The organism is Nonomuraea sp. KM88, from assembly GCF_052245635.1.
In the GTDB taxonomy this organism is placed as follows: domain Bacteria; phylum Actinomycetota; class Actinomycetes; order Streptosporangiales; family Streptosporangiaceae; genus Nonomuraea.
The window spans coordinates 331,977-353,707 of record NZ_JBQQCC010000011.1 but is presented as its reverse complement, the minus strand read 5'-3'; the positions used below and the strand labels follow the sequence as shown (position 1 = coordinate 353,707).

Here is a 21,731-nt window from a genome sequence, read left to right as displayed (position 1 = left end):
GAGCAGGTCCGGTAGGCCGCATCCTTTCGTTCGCCGACCTTGCCAAGACCGGTAATCCCTATAAGGATGAAAATCCGATGACATCGGCTAACGGGCGCCCTCGTGCCTTCCCCTTCTACATCGTGTGCGACGTGTCGCATTCGATGCACACCGCCCGCGAGGACGGACGGCCCACCCCCTTCGAGGTGCTGTCGAACTGCGTGGGGGAGTTGCTTTTCGAGCTGGAGGTGGGCGACCCGGGTGTCAGCGAGGCCGCGCACGTCGCGGTGGTGTCCTTCGCCGACAAGGTCGAGGTGGTGCTTCCGCTGACCAGGCCGTGCGACGCGATCAGGGTCCCGGCTCTGAGGCCCGGCATGCAGACGGACTACCTGGCGGCTTTCCGCGGGCTCGTGAAGATCATCGAAAAGGACCACAGGAAGCTGTCCAGGCACTTCGACGTACGGGCGCCGGTGGTCTTCTTCATCACCGACGGCGAGCCGTACGTCGGCGCGAACCATCAGGACGTCGAGATCTGGGGCCCCGCGCGCGACCGGCTGGCGAGCCTCGACCCGGCCCCGTACATCGTGGCCCTCGGCTTCGGGACGGTGCAGGAGGACACCCTGCGACGGGTCGCCACCACGCTGAGAGGTGACGTGCTGGCCTTCGCGGGCGAGGTCGCGACAGGTGCGGCCACGGTGCTGCACGGCATCGCGCAGGCCGTGTCCGACAGCATCAGCGCCTCCGTCAACAGGAACACGGCCGTTCTACGCGGGCCCGCGGGGATGCGGCAGCTGAGATGATCAAAGCGGCGCTGGCGGGATTACTCCTGGTCATCGGCATCGGTCCGGTGGGAGCGCGGCCTGCTCCGTCACCGGAGCCGACGGTGACGGTGACCGTGACGCCCAGCCCGGCGCAGGAGGGCTGGCCGCTGTGGATCCTGTCCGGCGTCGCCGGCGCCGGCGCCGTACTCCTGGGGCGGTTCGTGCTGGCGCGCAGGAACCGTACCGCTGCCGCCGTCGACGGCAGGACGCCGCTCGGCCCGCCTCCCCAGCCGCTGCCGGTCCTGCTGGCGGGCGGCGCGGATTCGCGCGCCCCGGGCGTCGCGCTCGACGGCGGCATGCTCGCGCAGACCACGATCCGCGCCGTGAGCATCCGCGGGCGGCGCCATCGCTACCGAGGCGAGCCCCTCCAGGACGCCTACGCGGTACGGCTGAGCGCGGACGGACGGTGGGTCATCGCGGCCGTGGCCGACGGGCTGGGCAGCACGCCGCACGCCGAACACGCCGCCGCGGTGGCCGTACGCGCCGCCACGAACCTCGCCCTGACTCCCGAGCCCGGCTGGCACGCGGCCTTCGCCACCATCGCCGGGGAGGTCGTGCGCGCCACCGCCCGGTTCGCCGGCCCCGTCAGCCAACCAGCCGGCAGGGGGACGGATCCGCCCGCCACGACGCTGACGATCGCGGTGGTCCCCGCGGACGGCGGGCGCGGGATCGCCGCCTGCGCGGCCATCGGCGACTCGCCGGCGTTGTGGCTCCACGACGGGACGTGGACCGAGCTGTTCCCTCCGGACGGGCGGCGACCGGACAACGTCACGTCCGCCCTGCCGGACGACCTCGGCGAGCTGCGCGAACGGCAGATCAACTGGCAGCCGGGCGATGTGCTCGTCCTGTGCAGCGACGGGTTCGGGACGGCCATGGGCGGCGGCGGCAGCGTGCTCGCCCAGCAGCTCGTCACATCGTGGAACTCGCCGCCCGCGCTGCGCAGCTTCTACCGCGATGTGGGTTTCCATCTGTCGACCTACGACGACGACCGGACCGTTCTGGCGTTGTGGGCGGGCCGCCACGACACGGCCGTCTTGTGACAGGAGTGCGGCGGCAGAACGATGAATCCCCCAGACGTGGTCGACGAAGCGGATCTGACACCCCCCACGGACGCCGATGCCTACTCCCTGCGCCCGGGAGGCCAGGCGCGCAGCCTGGCGCCGTGCGGGGTCAGCGGCGTCCCAGGCCGGTTCCTGTTCAAACGGTACGACGAGGAGACGCTGGCCGGGCTGGACGAGAAGGCCCTGCTGGCCATGGTGCGCTGGCGGCGCGAACTTCCCCGGCACGACCGCGCGACGCTCGACCAGCGTTGTGCGTGGCCGGTCGCGGCGGTCCGGCACGACCGGATCACCGGCATCCTGATCAGGCCCGCTCCCAGGCAGATGTTCGTCGAGCTGCGCGACCGGCTGGTGCCGCGGCACCTCGATGAGCTCACGCGCTCGCCCGAGCGGGTGAGTGCCCTTCGCGATCACTACGGCACGCGCTACTACGAGCCGCCCTACAAACTGGCCGTCCTCGGGCAGCTGCTCGCGACGGTCCAGTGGCTGCACGAGCAGGGCTACGTGGTGGGCGATCTGCAACTGCGCAACGCCGTCTTCACCATCGACCCCGCTCCCGCGGTGTACCTGCTGGACTGCGACTCCTGCCTGCCGGCCGGGGGCCGCGGCGCCCTGGCGGAGGCCGATCCCGAGCAGTGGAAACTCCCCCGTGAAGGCGCGTTCACCCAGGAGTCCGACTACTACAAGTTCGCCTGGGCCGTCGTACGGTGCCTCCAGGAGAGCGCCGAGGCGTGGTCGCCCGACGAGGCCGCGCTCGCCAGGGTGCTGCCCTTGCGGCACCGCCGCCTGATAAGGCAGTGTCTGGACGGTTCACCGGAATCAGTGGACACCGCGCGATGGCGGGCGGCCGGCGAGTCGTGGCAGTGGCTCGTCACTCCCGAACGCATCTACGTCGAAACCGACTCCAACCTGCGCGAGGCGTGGCGGCGGGGGAGGTCCGCGGTGGGGGACGGCTCGCGGGGCCGGCGCGGGGCGGTCGTGGTGCTGCTCGTCGTCCTGGCGGCGATCGCCGTCGTCGTAGCGGTCACGTTGGGAGCGTGAATGGACACCGGCGAGCCACGGCACATCGGGCCCTACGAGGTGCTCGGCCGTCTGGGTGCCGGCGGTCAGGGGACGGTCTACCTCGGGCAGAGCGAGGCCGGCCGGGTCGCGATCAAGGTCATCCACGCGCAGGGGGCGGCCGACCCGAGGGCGCGCAGGCGGTTCGCGGACGAGGTGTCCATCGCGTCGCGGGTGCCCAGGGCTTATACCGCGATGATCATCGACGCCGCCATCGACCGTGACCAGCCGTACATCGTGAGCGAGTACGTGGAAGGCCCGTCCCTGCAGAAGCTCGTCGACAACCACGGGCCGCTGTCGGGGCCCGCGCTCGAACGGCTGGCGACCTATACGGCCACCGCGCTGGCGGCCATCCACGGCGTGGGAGTCGTCCACCGGGACCTCAAGCCCGCCAACGTCATCGTCGGGCCGGACGGGCCACGGGTCGTGGACTTCGGGGTCGCCCGGGCCCTCGAGGCGACCGCCGTGATCACCACGCCCGTGGGAACTCCCGGCTATCTCGCGCCGGAGCAGGTGGTGGGGGCCGACGCCGAAGTGGGCTTCCCCGCCGACGTGCACGCCTGGGCGGCCACCATGTACTTCGCCGCCACCGGCAGGATGCCGTTCGCGGGCAGCAACGTGGCCGTCATCATCAACCGGGTCCTGAACGAGACCCCCGACGTGACGGTGATCTCCGAGCCGCTGCGTTCGCTGATCGCCGACTGCCTCGCCAAGGATCCGGCGCGGCGGCCGACCACCATGGAACTGCTCGGCCGCCTCGTGGGGCACCAGTCGGAGAACGCGCAGGCGACGGTGCCCCGCACCCGGATCCTGTCGGCCGTCATCGGAACGCTGAAGGAGACCACCACGCTGGGCAGCGGGCCCGCGGCCGACATCGTGATCGACGAGGAGGGGATCGCCCCGGCGCACGCCACCGTCCGCAAGGTGAGCGCCGGGTACCGGCTGCACGACCACAGCGGGGGCCTGGGGACGTACATCGACGGCAGCCCCGTGCTCTACGCGACCCTGCGACCGGGTGATCGGTTCACGATCGGCACGGCGGTGCTCCGCCTCACCGAGGCGGGGGAGCTGGAGCGCGTACGGCTCGGCCGGATGCCCGCCGCACGCTGGTGGCTGCTGCTGCTCCTCGTCGCGGCGGTGGCGCTGATGGCCGTGGTCGCCGTTACGGGATAGTCACGGGCGTGGGCGCGGTGACGTTCACGCGTTCCCCGGTCTTGGAGTCGAGGGTGAAGGCGCCGCTGGCGCCGCGGATGACGTTGGTGCCGGTGAACAGGTAGAGCTGCCCGCGCACCGCCGCGGTGGACGGCAGGCTGAGCTGGGACGGGTCGGCGCCGATGGCGGCCTTCTGCACCGCGGTGGCGGCGGCGGTCACCGCGTCGTACGCCATGATCGCCAAGCCGCTGCCGAGGTGCGCCGCGGAGAACGTCTCGCCATGGTGGGGCGCCACGAACTCGTTACGGAACTGCTGGTAGAGCTGGCGGTGCTCGTTGTCCTCGTGGTCGAGCCGCTTGGGGTCGGCGAGCGGCACGAACATCACCTTGATGGGCGCTTCCGGGTCGTGCAGCGACGGGTCCTCCGGATCCTGGTTCTGGGCGTCGTCACCGGTGACCACGGTGATCGGCGTGGACCGGCAGGGCCGGTTGCGCAGGAGCTTGAGGAACGTCGGCATGAACGTCTGGCGGCCGGCGTAGAAGATCATGTCGGTCTTCGTGCCGCAGATCGTGTCGCTGATGGTCCGGAGGAGCGAGGGGCCGCCGCGCGGGTCGAAGGGGAAGCTGAGCCCGGACTCGTCGACGTACGGCTTCAGCCCGAGCTCCGGATCGAGAAAGGCGTCCTTCAACGACAGGGCGTAAAGGTCCTTGGTGCCCTGCGGGGTCACGTCGGCCCACATCAGCGCCGCGCTGCCCTTGACCTTCTTGTCCTTGAGCTCTTTCGCGATGGCTTCGAGCTGGGCAGAGGTGCTGACCGCGGTGCGGGTGAGACCGGGAATGGGTCCGCCGCCGTCGATCTCGCCGGTGGTGTTGAATCCGGCCGCGGTGATGAAGTCGGCCACCATCGGGATTCCGGGATCCTTGGCCAGGGCCCGCGCGGCGTCGATGCTTTCCTGCTGGCTCGGGCCCATTCCGGTGACCGCGACGATCTGACCGGGACTGCCCGTCGCGCCCGTCGCGGCGTTCTTCCGCACCGCCTGCACCGCCGTACGCCACTTCGAGCCGTCGTGGCCGGTGTTGGCGAGCACGAGCCGGATCTTGGGAAACGTCTCGGACTGGTTGGCTCGGTACTGGCCGATGAACGCCCCTTCGAGCTGGTGGAGAGCACGATCTCCGACCAGCCCGCGCGGGCCCGCCCCCATTGGGGCCATGAGCGCGATCGTGCTGTAGTCGGTGCCTTCGGTGACCTTGCGGTTCTCCGCCGCGATGACCTCGAGCAGCGGCCGGTATTCCTCGCCCAGGACCATCGTCCCGTCGGCCGGGTCCATCAGCCCGACGCATTCGCCGTCGATGGCGACGACGTCCTCGCTCTGCGTTTCGCAACCGCCCCAGGGCCACCACCCCTGGGTGTAATTCACGAGTACGACTGTGGATATCAGTACGGCGACAACAACGACGATCACCACGAGTTTGCGGCGGAAAAGTGCCCCCACCTGGCGTAAGAGGTTCCAGACGCGCGCTGCGAGTGAGGGTGCCGGTGCCGGTTCGTCATACATCTGGACTCCCACCCGTCACTGATGCCTTGACCGCGCTCTCCAGAATGTCGGTCGCACGCTTCCCCTCCCTGGGTCGACGGGCGCCTAAACTCTTTGTCATTAAAACGTGATCGATGAGGCCCGACAACGGGCTTCGTCATGCGGAGCGTTTGCGGAACAGCCAGGAGAACTCCCCGCCATGCGCGACGTCCCCGCCGAAATTCCCCTGACCGGAGGGCGCATCACCCCGGGCGTCGTCCGCGTCGCCTATACGGTTCGGCGCCCCGCCACCGACTCGTCCGATTTCGTCGCCCGGCTGCTCACGCACCTTCAGCGCTGCCGGTTCCAGGGAGCGCCGCGCCATCTCGGACGCGACCTGGCCGGCCGTGACGTTCTCAGCTACCTGCCCGGCTGGGTGCCGGCCACGTTCCGGCGCTGGAGCGACTCCCAGGTCGCCGCGGCCGGCGTGCTGCTCCGTTCGTTGCACGACGCCACGCGGGGCAGCGGGCTCACCGGCGAGCACCCGGTCGTCTGCCATCACGATCCCGGGCCGAACAACACGGTGTTCCGCGCCGGGCTGCCGGTCGCCTTCATCGACTTCGACACCGCCGCCCCCGGCGATCCGCTCGAGGACATCGGCTACATGGCCTGGACGTGGTGCGTCTCGTCCAAGAGCACCGCGCCGCCTGCCGGCGAACAGGCCGCCCAGGTGCGGGTCCTCGCCGACGCCTACGGACTCGATGCCGAGCGCCGCGCCGCCGTCGTCGACGCGATCCTCGACCGCCAGTCCCGCAACATCCGGTGGTGGACCGGGCGCCTGACCGGCCCCGCTCACGGGTCGGCCGACCCGGAGGAGAGCATCGCCTGGTCCGAGCGCGAACACGCCTTTACCAGCGCCAACCGCCCTCACTTCACCGCGGCGCTGCGGTGACGCCGATGTGCGTGCGATGGTGGCGAGGGTTGTCGATCTCGTCGAGCAGGGCGACCGCCAGGTCGCCGTAGGAGATGCGACCGGTCATGTCGACGGCTGCGACGGCATAGCGGCCGGAACGTGCGCCGGCGTGGTCGAAGTCGCCGGCCGGGCTGACGATCAGCCAGTCCATCCGGTCGTCCGAGGAGCGCAGCACGGCCGCCGCGGCCGCGTGCCCCAGGCAGATGGGGCGGAATTCCTGAGGAAAGCCTGGGGTGTCCATCAACGGTGTGCCGTCGGCGGTCTCGAGCGTCGCCGCGAGGCCGACGGCGACCAGCCTGCCCACCCCGGCCCGTGTCAGTCCGTCGAGCAGGGCGCGGGCGGCGGCCGGGAAAAAGGCGTCGGGCCGTGCGCCGGCGTCGTACGCGGCCATGATCGCGGCGTCGTGCCCGGCCGCGAGGCCGGCGACCGCGCCGGCCGCGGTGACGTCGCCGGCGCGGACTGCGGCGCCCGTGAGGTGCCGGTGCCTGTCCGGGTCGCGGACGACCGCGGTGACCTGGTGGCCGCGGCGAAGGGCCTCGCCGACGGCCGCACGCCCAGCGCGCCCACCGGCACCGAACACAATGATCTTTCCCATGGTCCACCTCTTCTCCGATGTGCTGCGCCAAGGTAGCCGGGGCCGTGGTTACCGCGCGGATAGCGCGGTTACGGTGGTTCCGTGACGCAGCCGCTGGATCCGGAGATGTTCGACCCGGTCTGCCCCTCCGGCCTGATGCCGATCAGGATCGGGGACAAATGGGCGGGAATGATCATCCAGTGCCTCGAAGAGGGTCCCCGGCGGTTCTCCGAACTCCTCGTACCGCTGCGGACCATCACCCCCAAAGTGCTCACGAAGTCGCTGCGGGCGCTGGAACGCGACGGCTTCGTCGTCCGTACGGTCCACGCCGGGCCCGCCAGGCACGTCGACTACGCGCTGACCCCGCTCGGCCGGAGCCTGCTCGGGCTGCTGGACGCGGCGCGTGCCTGGGCGGAGACGCACATGGACGAGCTGATCGACGCCCGCGAGAATCAGTAGGCCCGCCCGAAGATGACCCGCTTGCCGTAGGCGGAGGCATCGCCGCAGAGCACGCACTGCCCGGTCTCGGAGGCGCCGTCGAGCGGAACGCAGCGCGGAGTCGCCGCGACCTTGCCCTTGATGTCGGCCTCGCACGCGGCTTTGCCGCAGTGCAACGCCAACGCCCATCCCGACGCGACGGCCTCCGCGAAGGAGTCCCAGGTGTCCACCGTCACGGTGTGAGCGTCGCGGAACTCGGTGGCCCGCCGGAGCAGGAAGGCCTGGAAGTCTTCGAGCACGCCGGGAAGGAGCTCCGGCGCGGACGACAGGGGGATGCTCTGCTTGCCCTCGTCGCCGAGCCGCCTGACCATCACCACGGTGCCGGACTCGAGGTCGCGCGGGCCGAGCTCGAGCCGTACGGGAGCTCCGCGCAGCTCCCAGTCGTTGAACCGGAAACCGGGCGAGAGCTGCGCGCGATCGTCGACGTGGACGCGCACCCCGGCCGCCTTGAGCCGCCCCGCGAGCTCCCGCGCCGCGGCCGCGGTCTGCGTGCCCTGCTCGCCGCGTCCGATGGGCACGATGACCACCTGGTAGGGGGCCAGCCTGGGCGGCAGGACGAGCCCCTTGTCGTCGCCGTGGGTCATGATGACCCCGCCGATCATCCGCGTCGACATGCCCCATGACGTGGTGTGACACAGCTCCAGCTGACCGGCTTCCGAGGTGTACTGGATGTCGAAGGCCTTGGCGAAGTTGGTGCCCATGTAGTGGGAGGTGCCGGCCTGGAGCGCCTTGCCGTCCCGCATCATGCCCTCGATGGTGAACGTGCGGACCGCGCCGGCGAACCGCTCACCGGCCGTCTTCTCGCCCGGCACGACCGGGATCGCCGCGACGTCCCGCGCGACCTCCGTGTAGAGATCGAGCGCCAGCATCGTCTCGCGCATCGCGTCGGCCTCGTCGGCGTGCGCCGTGTGCCCCTCCTGCCAGAGGAACTCCGTCGTGCGCAGGAACATGCGCGGCCGCAGCTCCCAGCGCACGACGTTGGCCCACTGGTTGAGCAGGAGCGGCAGGTCGCGATGGGAGGAGACCCACTTGGCCATCATCTCGCCGATGATCGTCTCCGAGGTGGGCCGGACGATCAGCGGCTCCTCGAGCTCCTTGCCGCCGGCGTGCGTGACGACGGCGAGCTCGGGCGAGAACCCCTCGACGTGATCGGCCTCGCGCCGGAGGTAGCTCTCGGGGATCAGGAGAGGGAAATAGGCGTTCTCGTGCCCGGTGTCCTTGATCCGGCGGTCGAGCTCGTCCTGGATGAGCTCCCACAGGCGGTAGCCGTACGGTCGGATGACCATGGTGCCCTTGGCCGGGCCCCTGTCGACGAGCTGCGCCTTGGCGACGAGCTCGTTGTACCAGGCCGAGAAGTCCTCATCCTGAGGAGTCACACCACGTTCGTCACGTCCCATGACCGGAGAATATCGCGCGTAGCTGCGGGCGCCCTCTATTTGATATCTGACGACCTCCACGAGAGGACTCGACGCCGTCAACTGGCCAACACAGCGCTCACCGAGATCCGCCGCCGCACCGCACATAAGCGGTGACTCCTCGCAGCTCCGTCTCTTCGCTAGTCGGCGGGGATCATCATAGCTGCGTGCCGGGCCACCGCGGCGGCGCCCGCGCCGGCCAGGACGAAGAGGGCGGCCAGGCCGACCCAGCCCGCAGTGCCGTGTTCGACGGCGGTGGTGGCGAGGATCGGGGAGAACATGGCGGCGATCGCGTAGCCGGTCTGGCTGAGGCCTTGGTAGGCGCCGGCGCTGCGCTGGTCGGCCAGTTCGAAGGCCATGCCCCAGCCACCCGCCTCACCCAGGATCTCACCCATGGTGTGGGTGAACGCGGCCAGGACGAACAGGACGCAGGCGACGATCATGTTTCCGTAGCCGGCCAGGGCGTAGAGACCGCATGCCATCGCGAGCAGCCACGAAGCACGTCTGACCGTGCGCCCGGCCTTACGCACGTCGTCGGTGCCGCGCGAGGCGCGCACCTGGAGTGCGGCCACGACCACGGTGTTGAGGACGAGTAGCACGGAGACGATGGCGGTGGGCGCTTCGGTGGTGGCCACGCAGAGCGGCATGCCGACGGTCAGCAGGCCGAACTGCGTGGCCACCACGGTGTTGCACGCCACGCTCGCGATGTACGTACGGTCCCTGAGCGGCGAAGGCCCGGTGGACGCGGTGCGCTCCCTGACGGCGGTCATCCTGGCTGCGAGCTCCGGCACTTGACGCCCGAGCCCGGCCAGCGGCACGGTGGCCGCCAGCAGCAAGACGCCGGCGACGACCACCGCCACACGGTATGCCGGCGCGGTGCCGATGAGGAGCGCCGCCGCAGCAGCCACCGTGCCCAGGCCGATGAAGACGTTCGTGACCACGCGCATCCTGGCCCGGACCTCGACCCGCTCCGGGCCGGTGTACCACCGCGCCAGCATCGCCTGCTTCGACGAGGAGCCCACCGAACGCGTGATCACGGCCAGGCAGGCGATCAGGGTGAACACGACGGCGTCGGAGACGAACGTGTAGGCGAGCAGCGCAACCCCGTTGAGCCCTGTCGCCACCGTCTGGACGTGGTGCGCGCCGACCCGGTCAGCCAGCCACCCTCCCGCGTACGAGGCCAGCACCCCGGTGCCGCCCGCGATGCCCAGCCCGAGACCCACCGTCGTCGCGCTGAGCCCGATGACGAGCGTGAAGTACAGCGTGCTGACGGTGTAGAAGACGCCGCTGGAGAGCGCGAACGCCATAGTGCTTACGGTCAGTGAGCGGGCGACGCGGTCCTTAGGGAAAAAGGTCTGGATCACGCGGGCCTTTATCCAGCAATAGGGCCTTTGTCGCCAATTGATGTAGCGTCTGGCTTCATGGCAGGGCTGATCGAGTACGGCCTCGCGGGGATGGACGTGGCCGACGTCCGCTTCGCCATCTCGCCGCTCAACGAGCTCACGCTGTCGTTGCGCACGTTCCGCGACCCTGGGCGCTATCCCGTGCACCTGCCCTGGCTGCGCCGCACGGAGCAGGCCCGATCCACCCTGGACGTGCCCCTGCTGCGGGCGCTCACCAACGACGACATGTGGACACCTGACTACCTGTCACCCCGCCCCCACGCCCCGCTTACCCGCATCGACGACGAGCTCGCCACAGTCGCCCGCGTGCCCGTGGACCGGGTGCTCGACGACCTGCGCGCCCTCCACCCCCGGCTCCCGGAGCCGCTGCGCGGCGACCCGTCGGCCCGCATCCTGGACGCGCTGCGGGACTACTGGCGCACCTGCTTCGTGCCCTGGTGGCCCAGAATGCGCGCGGTCCTGCAGGCCGACGTGGTCCACCGCGGCCAGGTCATCTCGGCCCACGGCCTGGCCGCGATGTTCGCCGACCTCAGCGAGCGCGTTCAGCTGAAGGACGGCGTCGTACGCATGCGGCTGATCAGCGACACCCGCTACCGGCGCTCCACCAGCGGCGAGGGCCTCACCCTGGTCCCGACCCTCTTCAGCCGGGCCGCCACCGTCCCCATCTCCCCGTCCGAGCCCCCTTTGATCATGTACGGCACTCGGGGCGTCGGCACGCTCTGGCAACCGGAGCCCCGCCACTCCCCAGGGGTGCTCACCGACCTTCTGGGCGCCACCCGGGCGGGGCTGCTCACCATGCTTGAGACCCCCGCCTCATCGACCGAACTCTCCGGCCGCCTGGGCGTCACCCCCTCGGCCGTCAACCAGCACCTGCGCACCCTCCGCGCTGCCGGCCTCCTCGCCAGCGCCCGCCACGGCCGCTCGGTCCTCTATCTACGCTCGGAACTCGGCGACGCCCTCGTCGCCGGATCAGGACTTCGGGCCGTCGGTGTCGACCGCGGAGCGGAGGACGCTGCCCACCCCGGTCCCGGTCGGTTCGGCCAGGAGGCCTGAGACGGTGGCCAGGCCCGGCCGGGCGCGCTCGTCGTGAGGTTCTCACCGGAGCACGCGATGACCGCGCTGGCCGCCCCTCGCCCGGCTGGGATGCGCCGCCGCGGGTGTCGTTCGGGACCCCGTGGACGTCGATCGGCCTGCTGACCGTCGCGATCCCGCTGCTCGCGGCGGTGGTGACGCTGCTCGTGAAGCCCTCGCCGGGGATGACGGCCGGCTCTTAGCGGGGAACCACCGTGTCCAGGATCAGGCGTCGGGCCATGTGCCCCTCATCTCGTCATCGACCGCCTCACGGGCCGCCGCTACATCGGCCTCGAAATCATCGTCGAGTGTCCCCGCGCTTCTGGCCAGAAACGCCTTGACCATGCGCCCTGGTACGACGGGTGCGGGGCCGATCACGGCGATGTGCTTCCCGCCGCGGGTCACCACGATCGTCTCCTCGTGCTCGGCCTGGTCAAGGACGGCGGCCAAGCTTCGGGAGGCTTCGGTGGCGGTCATCACCTTCATGAAGCAGATTGTCTGATGTCAAAGGCGTTATCCAGTCCAAGTGTGCCAAGTTCTACTTGCTTGACCTGGGACATTGCCAGTGCGCGCGCACGTGGTGACGGTGGGACGGGTGGGTTTGCCCAGGTCACAGGTTGACATCAATGTCACGTAACGCGAATCACATATTTTCTCTCTGGACAAGCGCCCCGTGCTCTGTTTGAGATCATCCCGTGACGGCCTCGAAAGCGTTTCGGCAGGATGGGGAGATCACGGTAGCGGCGACGTTCCCCCAGCTCAGGCTGGGTAGTATGCGCACGGGGCAAGAAGTTTAACCCACCAGGCGACTCGGAAAACGGATAAGCCGTTTTCCCTACCCGGTGACGCCGGGGCCTCAAACATCGCGGACCGAAGCCGGTTCGGAGGAGCACACAGGTCCGTCCGCTAGGTTCGGGGCCCATGTTGGCGAAACGCATCGCCGGTTCGACGTACGCATGGAGGCCCTGCCCGCGTGCGCGGGGCCGGGTGTCTACGAGCGGCGCCGAAGCGGCGGAGCGCATCGCGCGGCCACGGTACCTCCGGGCCTTCCCCTTTCGCAGAGGAAACCGAACGGCGGTTGATGATCCGTTCGGATGAACATAGTAACGACAACGGCACGAACGGGAGTAAAGCGTGACGGCCAACCGTTGGACGCGTCGGGATTTTTTGAGAAGCTCGGGACTCGCTGCGGCGGCCCTCGTCGGCGGCCCCGCCCTCATCGCCGGTTGCAGCCGCGTCGACGACGGCGGCACCACCAGCGCCTCACAGAGCGCTGACCCCCTCGCCCGCTTCAAGCAGACGGGCACCATCAAGGTCGGCATCGCCAACGAGCAGCCGTACGGCTACCGCGACAAGGACGGCAACCTGACCGGCGAGGCCCCAGAGGTGGCCCGCGTGATCTTCAAGGCGCTCGGCGTGGACACCATGGAAGCGCAGATCGTCGACTCCTTCGGCTCCCTGATCCCCGGGTTGCAGTCGAAGCAGTACGACTTCATCGCCGCCGGCATGTTCATCACCCCCGAGCGGTGCTCGGAGATCGCTTTCTCCAACCCCGACTACGCCGGCACGACCGCGTTCCTGGTGGCCAAGGGCAACCCGAAGAAGATCACCAGCTTCGAGGAGATCGCGAAGGGCGGCGCCAAGGTCGGCGTGCTCGAAGGCGCCGTCGAGAAGGGCTACGCGGAGGCCGGTGGCGTGAAGGGCGGCCAGATCCAGGTCTTCCCCAACCAGAACGCGGCCTTCAAGGGCATCCTCGCCGGCCGGGTGGACGCCATCGCGCTCACCGCCGTCTCGCTGCGCTGGACGCTCCAACAGCAGTACGCGGACGAGCCGCTGGAGGTGACCGAGTCGTTCGTGCCGGTCGTCGACGGCAAGGAGCAGGTCGGCGCGGGCGGGTTCGGCTTCCGCAAGGAGGACACCGGGCTCATCGATGCGTTCAACGCCGAGCTGAAGAAGCTGCAGGACTCGAACGGCGTGCTGCCGCTCATCGAGAAGTTCGGCTTCACCAAGACCGAGGTCGACAACGCCGCCAAGCTCACCGCCCAGCAGCTCTGCGCGGGTTCCTGACGCGAGCATGATGACTGTCAACCCGTGCAGCGGGGACCTGCCAGGCGTCTTCGGCGAGACGATGCCCTTCCTGTGCCAGGGGGCCGCGGTCACGTTGCAGAGCGCGGCGGGCGGCGCCGCGCTCGCCATCGTCATCGCCCTGATCGTGGGGCTGATGGCGTCCTCGCCGCTGCGGACGGTGCGGGGCGTCGCCCGCGTCTACATGGAGTTCTTCCGCGGCACGTCGGTCCTCGTCCAGCTGTTCTGGCTCTTCTACGCGATGCCCATCCTCACGGGCTACCAGCTGGACAAGGTTTTCGCCGGCGTACTGGCGCTCGGTCTCAACCTCGGCGCCTACGGCTCGGAGGTGGTGCGCGGAGCGCTGCAGGCCGTGCCGCCCAGCCAGCGTGAGGCCGCGATCGCGCTGAACTTCACGCCGTTGCAGCGGATGCGCTACGTCATCCTGCCGCAGGCGTTCGTCGAGATGATCCCGCCGATGAACAACCTGCTCATCGAGTTGCTCAAGGCGACGTCGCTGCTGTCCGTCATCACCGTGGCCGACCTGGCCTACGAGGGCCGGCTGCTCGTCAACTCCGGCAGCGACCAGCTGATCGTGTTCGCGCTGATGCTGGTGATCTATTTCCTGTTCTCGTACGCGATCACGCTGGTGATGCGGTTCGTCGAGCGGCGGGCCGCCCGCATGGTGGGCCGGGGCACGCCGCGGCGGCGGCGGGCCACGGCGGCAGTGGAGGCGGCCCGATGATCTGGGACTGGGACTGGACGCTGGAGATCCTTCCCCAGCTGCTCACGCAGGGACTGCTGGTCACCGTGCAGGCGACGCTCGGCGGCGCGGTGCTCGCGTTCGTGCTGGGGTTGTTCGTGGCGCTGCTGCGCCGCTCGCGCAGGGCGTACATCAGCCGGCCGGTGGGCGCGGTCATGGAGTTCATCCGCAGCACGCCGCTGCTGGTGCAGCTGTTCGTGCTCTACTACGTGCTGCCGGACTTCGGGTTCAAGATGACCGCGCTGACGACGGGCATCATCGGGCTTGGCGTGCACTACGCCGCCTACACCTCGGAGGTCTACCGTGCGGGCATCGACGGTGTGCCGAAGGGGCAGTGGGAGGCGGCGATCGCCCTCAACATGCCCCGCCCCTACACCTGGATCAGCATCGTCCTCCCGCAGGCCGTACGCCGGGCGCTGCCCGCCCTGGGCAACTACGTCGTGGCGATCTTCAAGGAGTCGCCGCAGCTGTCCGTGATCACTGTCGTCGACGTCGTCGGGCTCGCCCGCGGTGTCGGCTCCGAGAGTTTCCGCTACCTGGAGCCGATGACCATCGCCGGGCTGTTCTTCCTGCTCATCGCAATCCCGGCGTCGATGCTCGTCCGTCGTATGGAGCGCCGTCTTGATACCTGATACGCAGTCCGAGAAAGATCCACATGTGGGCGACGACCAGCAGTGGATGATCCAGTTCGACAAGGTCGTCAAACGGTTCGGCGACGTGACGGTGCTGCGCGAGCTCGACTTCCACGTCAAACCCGCCGAACGCGTCACCCTGATCGGGCCGAGCGGGTCGGGCAAGACGACGATCCTGCGCCTGCTGATGACCCTCGAACGGGTCACCTCCGGCACCATCGAGGTCGACGGCCAGTGCCTGTCCCACATGAAACGCGGCGACCGCGTGGTGCCCGCCGACGAGAAGCACCTGCGTCAGGTCCGCAAGAAGATCGGCATGGTGTTCCAGCAGTTCAACCTGTTCCCCAACATGAACGTGCTGCGCAACATCACCGAGGCGCCGGTGCGGGCCCTCGGCGTCCCGCGCGAGCAGGCGGAGGAGAAGGCCCGCGAGCTGCTGGAGATGGTGGAGCTGTCCGACAAGGCGCTCGCGCATCCGTCGCAGCTGTCGGGAGGCCAGCAGCAGCGGGTCGCCATCGCTCGGGCGCTCGCGATGGAGCCGGAAGTGCTGCTGCTCGACGAGGTCACCTCGGCGCTCGACCCCGAGCTCGTCTCCGGCGTGCAGTGCCTGCTGCGTGACATCGCGCGTTCGAGCAACCTGACCCTGCTGTGCGTCACCCACGAGATGAACTTCGCCAGGGACATCTCCCATCGGGTCCTCATGTTCGACCAGGGGCAGATCGTCGAGGACGGGCCTCCGGAGCAGATCTTCAACGAGCCGGAGCAGCAGCGCACGCGGGACTTCCTCCAGGCGGTGCTGGACACCTGATTTTTTTCCTCTTCAGGCGGTGCTGGACGCCTGAGGACGTCCAGGCCGGCCCGCGCCGGCCGGCCTGGACGCCGTCTGATCAGCGCAGGTCGAACCGGTCGAGGTTCATCACCTTGTCCCACGCCGCGACGAAGTCGGTCACGAACTTCTCGCTCGCGTCGTCACTCGCGTAGACCTCCGCGAGCGCGCGCAGCTCGGAGTTCGAGCCGAAGACGAGGTCGGCCCGGGTGCCGGTCCACTTGACCTCGCCCGTGGCGCTGTCGCGGCCCTCGAACGTGGTCTGGTCCTGCGACGTCGACTTCCACGTCGTGCCCAGGTCGAGCAGGTTGACGAAGAAGTCGTTGGTGAGCTTCCCTGGCGTCTCGGTGAGGACGCCGAGCGGCGACTGCCCGTGGTTCGCGCCCAGGACGCGCAGGCCGCCGACGAGCACGGTCATCTCGGGCGCGCTCAGGGTCAGCAGGTTGGCCCGGTCGAGCAGCAGGAACTCGGCGGGCAGCCGGTGGCCCTTCCCGACGTAGTTGCGGAAGCCGTCGGCGGTGAGCTCCATCGCCGCGAACGACTCCACGTCGGTCTGCTCCTGCGAGGCGTCCACGCGGCCCGGCGTGAAGGGCACCTGGACGTCGAAGCCGGCGTCCTTGGCGGCCTTCTCGACGGCCGCGCACCCGCCGAGCACGATCAGGTCGGCCAGCGAGACCTGCTTGCCGCCGGTCTGGGCGGAGTTGAAGGCCTGCTGGACCCCCTCCAGCGAGCGCAACGCCAGCGCCAGCTCGTCGGGGTCGTTGACCTCCCACCCGTTCTGCGGCTCGAGGCGGATGCGGGCGCCGTTGGCGCCGCCGCGCTTGTCGCTGCCGCGGAACGACGAGGCCGAAGCCCACGCCGCGGACACGAGCTGCGACACCGACAGGCCCGAGGCGAGGATCTTGCCCTTGAGCTCGGCGATGTCCGCCGCGTCGATCAGCTCGTACGTCCTCGCCGGCAGCGGGTCCTGCCACAGCAGCGTCTCGGACGGGACCTCCGGGCCGAGGTAGCGCTCGACCGGGCCCATGTCACGGTGGGTCAGCTTGAACCACGCCCTGGCGAACGCGTCCGCGAACGCGTCGGGGTTCTCGAGGAAGCGCCGCGAGATCGGCTCGTAGACCGGGTCGACCCGCAGCGACAGGTCGGTGGTCAGCATGGTCGGGGCGTGACGCTTCGACGGGTCGTGGGCGTCCGGCACGGTGCCGGCGCCGGCGCCGTCCTTCGGCCGCCACTGGTGGGCGCCCGCCGGGCTCTTGAACAGCTCCCACTCGTAGCCGAAGAGGATCTCGAAGAAGCTGTTGTCCCAGGCGGTCGGGGTGTTGGTCCAGATGCCTTCGAGGCCGCTGGTGATGGTGTCGCCGCCCTTGCCGGTGCCGAAGGTGTTGCGCCAGCCGAGGCCCTGCTCCTCGAAGCCGGCGGCCTCGGGGTCGGGGCCGACGTGGTCGGACGGGCCCGCGCCGTGGGTCTTGCCGAAGGTGTGACCGCCCGCGATCAGGGCGACCGTCTCCTCGTCGTTCATCGCCATGCGGCGGAACGTCTCGCGGATGTCGCGGGCCGCGGCGAGCGGGTCGGGGTTGCCGTTGGGGCCCTCCGGGTTGACGTAGATGAGGCCCATCTGCACCGCGCCGAGCGGGTTCTCCAGCTCGCGGTCGCCGGTGTAGCGCTCGTCGCCGAGCCAGGTGGACTCGGGGCCCCAGTAGACGTCCTCCTCCGGCTCCCACACGTCCTCGCGGCCGCCGGCGAAGCCGAAGGTCTTGAAGCCCATCGACTCCAGGGCGACGTTGCCGGACAGGACCAGGAGGTCGGCCCACGAGAGGTTCTTGCCGTACTTCTTCTTGACCGGCCACAGCAGGCGGCGGGCCTTGTCGAGGTTGGCGTTGTCCGGCCAGCTGTTGAGGGGGGCGAAACGCTGCTGGCCGGCGCCGGCGCCGCCGCGGCCGTCGCTGATCCGGTAGGTGCCCGCGCTGTGCCACGCCATCCGGATGATGAACGGGCCGTAGTGGCCGAAGTCGGCCGGCCACCAGTCCTGCGAGGTGGTCAGCACCTCCGCGATGTCGCGCTTCACGGCCGCGAGGTCGAGGCTCTTGAACGCCTCGGCGTAGTCGAACTCCGCGCCGAGCGGGTTGGCCACGGCCGGGTTCTTGGCGAGGATCTTCAGGTTGAGGCGCTCAGGCCACCACTGGCGGTTTCCGCCGCCCTGCGTCGGGTGCAGCGCGCGCTCGTGCGCCACCGGGCAGCCGCCCTCGCCCTCGGTTTTGGGGTCAGTGACGATTGCTTCGTGGTTCTCGGACATGGATTCCTTCCGATATCGGGCTTCCTGCAACTCAGGAACTGCGACTGGTGGAACAGCCGGGGCACAGGCCCCAGTAGATGACCTCGGCCTCGTCGATGGAGAAACCGTGGTCGTCCGACGCGGCCAGGCAGGGTGCGTGACCGACCGCGCAGTCGACGTCGGCGACGGCACCGCACGACCGGCACACGACGTGGTGGTGGTTGTCCCCGACCCGCCCCTCGAACAGGGCGGCGCTGCCGGCCGGCTCGATGCGGCGTACGAGGCCCGCGGCGGTGAGCGCGTGAAGGGCTTCGTACACGGCTTGCAGGGAGATGTGGCCGACGCGCTCGCGCACCCCGGCGGCGATCGCTTCGACGCCGAGATGGTCACCGTGCCTGACGGTCTCCAGCAGCGCGACGCGGGCCGCCGTCACCCGAAGCCCTGCCCCGCGCAGCTCGTCGGCGGTCGTCGGCGTCTTGGGTGCGGTCATGGCCGCCACCGTATCCCCATAAACACGAACGATACAAGATAATGAACCATGCAATTTAGTGGCGTGTCGCCGAGCAGGCTCAGCTCTCGTCGAGGCGGGCGAAGGTCGCCCCCGCGGCGGCGGCGCGGGCGCCGAAGACATGCCCGTCGCACATCCGCGTCTCCGTGCCGGCCCGGTCGATCACCTTCCAGGTCACCGGCTCCTCGCACGGCCGGCCGAGCCGGTCATGGTCCCAGGCGCGCCCGCACACGCGGCACGTGGTGACACCGGCCCTGGAGGACAGGGTGTTGCCGTGCTCCGGGCAGACGCCCCACGGCAGGCCGCACGGCTGGACCTGGAGCCTGGCCAGGTCGCCGGCTGCCCGGAGGAGGTCTTCCGCGCCCCGCGCCAGCCGGCTCGCGGCCTGCCGCGCGGTCGTGAGGGGCTCGGGCTCCGGCCGGGCGGCGCGATCGCAGAGCGCCAGGACCTCGGCGGTGAGCGCCTCGGCGCGGCTCGCGAGGTCGCGCAGGTGTGCGGGAGTGACGGTCATCAGGTACCTCCGGGGAACCCCCCGCCTTCAGGCGGGGAAGGAATCGGACTCCTGCGGAGCAGGGTAGGGGTAGGTGATTCGCCGCCGGGCGGACCGCCGTGTCGAACTACCGCACGATTCTTGGCCGCGCATGGACGTGCGCCTGCGGCGCGACCCACGACAGGGACGTCAACGCCGCGAAGAACGTGCTCGCCGCCGGGCTGGCGGAGAGCTGAAACGCCTGTGGAGCTGGTGTAAGACCTCAACGAGAGTCCTCTCGGGCGGGCACCCTGCGGTGAAACAGGAACCCTCACGGGCGACCGTGGGAACCCCCCTCGCGCACGAGGTGGAAAAGTCAAGTCGGCGTCCATCTCGCCGAGGCGCCGAGGGCCGGCGTGCGCACGGCGGGAATGGGTGCAGATCTGGACCCTACGTCTTATCCGGCACGACGGGTGCTCCGGCGACAAAGGTCGGGTCAAGTCCGGTGATGGAGTCATCACCAAGGGTGACCATGAGGTATGACCCGACCGCTGCCGCGCACGCCCGGCGTCGAGCTCCTGGACGTCCACCGGCTCTCCCTGGTCGAAACCGTCGCGCCCCGGCTGTCGCCGGACGAGCGGGCGGCCATGGACCGCCTGTGGGAGGAGGCGGTCCAGGCCAACCCGAGCCTCTTCGACGGTCCGGTGGTGGCGTGCGCGAGCCTCGGCTGGGAGGGGCCGCACCGCCTGGTGGTCTCGTGGGTACGCACGACGTTCCGGCATCACGTCCTGCGCCGGGTCATGGGCTGCGCCGCGTGGCTGCCGTCCCTCTTCGTCGCCGTCGTGCAGCCGGCGGACGACGGGCGCCTGCTGGTCGGGCGGATGTCGCGGGTCACGGTCGCGCCCGGCCGCTGGCAGCTGCCCGGCGGCTCCATGGAACCGCCCCAGGACGACGACCCCCTCGACCTGGCCGCGCTGGGCAGGCACGCCGCGCGCGAGCTGGTCGAGGAGACCGGCGTCGACACGGCACCTGAAGACCTGAGCCTCTGGCTCGTCACGCGCGGAGCCACCGGGAACGTCGGCGTGCTGTTCAGCGCGCCGAGCCGGCCGGCGGCGTACCTGCGCGAACGGTTCGCGGCCCTGCAGGCCGCGGAGGAGGACCCGGAGTTCGACCGGATCGCCCTCGTACGCTCCCCGGCCGAGCTGGGCGGGCCGCTGGTCGACTACCTGGAGCCGGTCGTCCGCCGCTGCCAGCGGTCGGGTCAGATCATGCACATGTCCTGAGCGGGCGTCGCGGTCTCCACGATGCGCCGGTAGTCGGGGCACCGGGTCCAGTCGTCCGCGCGGCACTCCATGAGGTGCTCGATCAGCGTCTTGGACGCCGCGATCTCCCGCGACCGGCGTTCGAGCTCCTCGTGGTGCCGCCGGAGGAGCGCCTGACGCTCGGCCTGGCCGGAGACGTTCAGGATCTCCCTGATCTGCTCCAGGCTCATTCCCGCCGACTTGGCGCGGATGATCGTCATGACGCGAATGACGTGCTCCTGCGTGTAGCGGCGGCGGCCGTTCACCCTGGCGGCGGGGGCCAGCAGGGACATCGCCTCCCAGTGGCGCAGCACGTGCGGCGCGAGCCCGAACCGCTCGGCGAGCTCCCCGATCCGCATGGATTCGCTTGACTTCATGTTGACATTAACTTGCAGACTCTCCTCCACGTCAAGACACGTGGAGGACAACATGATCGACGTCGTCATCGCCGGCGCAGGCCCTGCCGGCATGGCCGCCGCCCTGACCCTGGGAAGGACGTGCCGTACGGTCCTGCTGGTCGACGCGGGCGAGGGCCGCAACGCCAGGGCCGGGCAGGTGCACAACTTCCTGACCCGCGACGGCACGCCGCCCGCCCGGCTGCGGGAACTCGGCCGCGCCGACCTCGCCGCGTACCCGTCGGTGCGAGTCGAGGCCGGGACGGTCACCGACGCCGCGGTGCTGGACGGCGGCTTCCGCCTGGACCTGGCGGACGGCGGCACGGTGGACGCGCGCCGGCTCCTGCTGGCCACCGGGCTGGCCGACGACCTGCCAGGCCCGCGCGGGGTCGAGGCGCTGTGGGGCCGCTCCGCCTTCCACTGCCCCTACTGCCACGGCTACGAGTGCGCCGGCAAGCGGGTCGCGGTGCTCGGCGCGGCGCCGGCCCGGGTGCGGCTGGCGCTGCAGCTGAGCCGCTTCGCCGCCGACGTCGCCCTCTGCACCGGCGGCGAGCCGCTGGACGCGGCGTCGCGGACCACGCTGGAGACGAACGGCGTCACCGTACGGTGCGAGCCCGTCGCCCGCCTGGAGGGCACGGGCGACCAGCTCGGACGGGTCGTCTTCGAGGGCGGCCCGCCCCTGGCCAGGGAGGCGGTGTTCGTCGTGAACGTGCCGCGGCAGCGCTCCGAGCTTGCCGCCCGCCTCGGCTGCGCGACGTTCGCCGACGGATGCGTCGAGATCGACGAGTTCGCCCGGACGAGCGTGCCCGGCGTGTACGCGGCCGGCGACATGGCCCGGCGGGCCACCGTACCGGTGCCGCTGGCCGCCGTCGTCGCCGCCGCGGCCGGCGGCACCCTGGCCGGCGCCGTCATCGACCAGGACCTGATCGGCGCCGACTTCGGCCTGCCCGACCCCTTCGCGCGGGGAAGGGGCTGACCGCTGTGC

22 protein-coding genes and 1 pseudogene are annotated in these 21,731 nt (G+C 70.2%); 14 read left to right on the top strand and 9 right to left on the bottom strand.

Going from position 1 to position 21,731, the window contains the following annotated elements:
* Positions 1-77 precede the first annotated feature (77 nt).
* The 4 genes from ACTWPV_RS30825 to ACTWPV_RS30810 all read left to right on the top strand — a co-directional run bounded on the left by ACTWPV_RS30825 (position 78) and on the right by ACTWPV_RS30810 (position 4,090).
* Complete coding sequence (locus ACTWPV_RS30825; RefSeq protein ID WP_443154464.1) at positions 78-779, top strand: vWA domain-containing protein; 702 nt, start codon at positions 78-80, stop codon at positions 777-779.
* An 83-nt stretch (positions 780-862) separates the two neighbouring features.
* On the top strand, positions 863-1,840 hold the full coding sequence (locus ACTWPV_RS30820) for a protein phosphatase 2C domain-containing protein (protein ID WP_443154463.1): 978 nt from the start codon (positions 863-865) through the stop codon (positions 1,838-1,840).
* Positions 1,841-1,861: 21 nt separating this feature from the next.
* On the top strand, positions 1,862-2,899 hold the full coding sequence (locus ACTWPV_RS30815) for a hypothetical protein (protein ID WP_347645874.1): 1,038 nt from the start codon (positions 1,862-1,864) through the stop codon (positions 2,897-2,899).
* The gene (locus tag ACTWPV_RS30810; protein WP_443154462.1) at positions 2,900-4,090 is read left to right on the top strand and encodes an FHA domain-containing serine/threonine-protein kinase; all 1,191 of its coding nucleotides are present in this window, start codon (positions 2,900-2,902) and stop codon (positions 4,088-4,090) included.
* Here the strand turns inward: ACTWPV_RS30810 and ACTWPV_RS30805 are convergent.
* Positions 4,080-5,486, bottom strand: coding sequence for a hypothetical protein (locus ACTWPV_RS30805; protein ID WP_443154461.1), 1,407 nt, complete (start codon positions 5,484-5,486; stop codon positions 4,080-4,082). The genes ACTWPV_RS30810 and ACTWPV_RS30805 overlap by 11 nt on opposite strands.
* A gap of 316 nt (positions 5,487-5,802) precedes the next feature.
* Between ACTWPV_RS30805 and ACTWPV_RS30800 the strand changes: the two genes are divergently transcribed.
* Entirely contained in the window at positions 5,803-6,534 is a 732-nt protein-coding gene (locus tag ACTWPV_RS30800; RefSeq protein WP_443154460.1) for an aminoglycoside phosphotransferase family protein, read from the top strand.
* Here the strand turns inward: ACTWPV_RS30800 and ACTWPV_RS30795 are convergent.
* Positions 6,515-7,150, bottom strand: a complete 636-nt coding sequence (locus tag ACTWPV_RS30795) for an NAD(P)-dependent oxidoreductase (RefSeq protein WP_443154459.1) — start codon at positions 7,148-7,150, stop codon at positions 6,515-6,517. The two genes, ACTWPV_RS30800 and ACTWPV_RS30795, sit on opposite strands and share 20 nt — an antisense overlap.
* 81 nt (positions 7,151-7,231) lie before the next feature.
* On the opposite strand from ACTWPV_RS30795, the gene ACTWPV_RS30790 reads away from it, so the two are divergent.
* On the top strand, positions 7,232-7,588 hold the full coding sequence (locus ACTWPV_RS30790) for a winged helix-turn-helix transcriptional regulator (protein ID WP_443154458.1): 357 nt from the start codon (positions 7,232-7,234) through the stop codon (positions 7,586-7,588).
* Here the strand turns inward: ACTWPV_RS30790 and proS are convergent.
* The gene (gene proS / locus ACTWPV_RS30785) at positions 7,582-9,024 is read right to left on the bottom strand and encodes a proline--tRNA ligase (RefSeq protein ID WP_443154457.1); all 1,443 of its coding nucleotides are present in this window, start codon (positions 9,022-9,024) and stop codon (positions 7,582-7,584) included. The two genes, ACTWPV_RS30790 and proS, sit on opposite strands and share 7 nt — an antisense overlap.
* A 158-nt stretch (positions 9,025-9,182) precedes the next feature.
* Positions 9,183-10,349 (bottom strand): MFS transporter, encoded by a 1,167-nt coding sequence (locus ACTWPV_RS30780; protein ID WP_443154456.1) that lies wholly within the window; start codon positions 10,347-10,349, stop codon positions 9,183-9,185.
* Positions 10,350-10,463: 114 nt separating this feature from the next.
* On the opposite strand from ACTWPV_RS30780, the gene ACTWPV_RS30775 reads away from it, so the two are divergent.
* Entirely contained in the window at positions 10,464-11,498 is a 1,035-nt protein-coding gene (locus ACTWPV_RS30775; RefSeq protein WP_443154455.1) for a DUF5937 family protein, read from the top strand.
* 243 nt (positions 11,499-11,741) lie between these two features.
* Here ACTWPV_RS30775 and ACTWPV_RS30770 read toward each other — a convergent pair whose 3' ends face one another.
* Complete coding sequence (locus tag ACTWPV_RS30770) at positions 11,742-12,002, bottom strand: type II toxin-antitoxin system Phd/YefM family antitoxin (RefSeq protein ID WP_443154454.1); 261 nt, start codon at positions 12,000-12,002, stop codon at positions 11,742-11,744.
* A 648-nt stretch (positions 12,003-12,650) separates the two neighbouring features.
* Between ACTWPV_RS30770 and ehuB the strand changes: the two genes are divergently transcribed.
* From ehuB to ehuA, 4 genes are read left to right on the top strand one after another with little or no spacing between them, the layout of a single operon-like run.
* Positions 12,651-13,583, top strand: a complete 933-nt coding sequence (ehuB, locus tag ACTWPV_RS30765) for an ectoine/hydroxyectoine ABC transporter substrate-binding protein EhuB (RefSeq protein WP_443154453.1) — start codon at positions 12,651-12,653, stop codon at positions 13,581-13,583.
* A gap of 7 nt (positions 13,584-13,590) precedes the next feature.
* Positions 13,591-14,325 (top strand): ectoine/hydroxyectoine ABC transporter permease subunit EhuC, encoded by a 735-nt coding sequence (gene ehuC / locus ACTWPV_RS30760; RefSeq protein ID WP_443154452.1) that lies wholly within the window; start codon positions 13,591-13,593, stop codon positions 14,323-14,325.
* On the top strand, positions 14,322-14,975 hold the full coding sequence (gene ehuD / locus ACTWPV_RS30755) for an ectoine/hydroxyectoine ABC transporter permease subunit EhuD (RefSeq protein WP_443154451.1): 654 nt from the start codon (positions 14,322-14,324) through the stop codon (positions 14,973-14,975). The genes ehuC and ehuD overlap by 4 nt, the downstream gene beginning before the upstream one ends.
* A gap of 46 nt (positions 14,976-15,021) precedes the next feature.
* Positions 15,022-15,783, top strand: coding sequence for an ectoine/hydroxyectoine ABC transporter ATP-binding protein EhuA (ehuA, locus tag ACTWPV_RS30750; RefSeq protein WP_347646176.1), 762 nt, complete (start codon positions 15,022-15,024; stop codon positions 15,781-15,783).
* Positions 15,784-15,862: 79 nt separating this feature from the next.
* Here ehuA and katG read toward each other — a convergent pair whose 3' ends face one another.
* The 3 genes from katG to ACTWPV_RS30735 all read right to left on the bottom strand — a co-directional run bounded on the left by katG (position 15,863) and on the right by ACTWPV_RS30735 (position 19,092).
* Positions 15,863-18,094 (bottom strand): catalase/peroxidase HPI, encoded by a 2,232-nt coding sequence (gene katG, locus ACTWPV_RS30745; protein WP_443154450.1) that lies wholly within the window; start codon positions 18,092-18,094, stop codon positions 15,863-15,865.
* Between the two features lie 31 nt (positions 18,095-18,125).
* Positions 18,126-18,563: a Fur family transcriptional regulator gene (locus ACTWPV_RS30740; protein ID WP_347617628.1), complete on the bottom strand. Its 438-nt coding sequence runs from the start codon at positions 18,561-18,563 to the stop codon at positions 18,126-18,128.
* A 79-nt stretch (positions 18,564-18,642) separates the two neighbouring features.
* On the bottom strand, positions 18,643-19,092 hold the full coding sequence (locus ACTWPV_RS30735) for a hypothetical protein (protein ID WP_443154449.1): 450 nt from the start codon (positions 19,090-19,092) through the stop codon (positions 18,643-18,645).
* A 125-nt stretch (positions 19,093-19,217) separates the two neighbouring features.
* Between ACTWPV_RS30735 and ACTWPV_RS30730 the strand changes: the two are divergent.
* A pseudogene (locus ACTWPV_RS30730) lies at positions 19,218-19,405 on the top strand (zinc ribbon domain-containing protein); the annotation flags it as partial.
* Positions 19,406-19,589: 184 nt separating this feature from the next.
* Positions 19,590-20,333 carry an NUDIX hydrolase gene (locus tag ACTWPV_RS30725; RefSeq protein ID WP_443154448.1) on the top strand — a complete coding sequence of 248 codons (744 nt, stop codon included), beginning with the start codon at positions 19,590-19,592 and terminating at the stop codon, positions 20,331-20,333.
* Here the strand turns inward: ACTWPV_RS30725 and ACTWPV_RS30720 are convergent.
* Positions 20,312-20,728 (bottom strand): helix-turn-helix domain-containing protein, encoded by a 417-nt coding sequence (locus ACTWPV_RS30720; protein WP_347645888.1) that lies wholly within the window; start codon positions 20,726-20,728, stop codon positions 20,312-20,314. The two genes, ACTWPV_RS30725 and ACTWPV_RS30720, sit on opposite strands and share 22 nt — an antisense overlap.
* A 52-nt stretch (positions 20,729-20,780) precedes the next feature.
* Between ACTWPV_RS30720 and ACTWPV_RS30715 the strand changes: the two genes are divergently transcribed.
* Positions 20,781-21,722, top strand: a complete 942-nt coding sequence (locus ACTWPV_RS30715; protein WP_443154447.1) for an NAD(P)/FAD-dependent oxidoreductase — start codon at positions 20,781-20,783, stop codon at positions 21,720-21,722.
* Positions 21,723-21,731 lie beyond the last annotated feature (9 nt).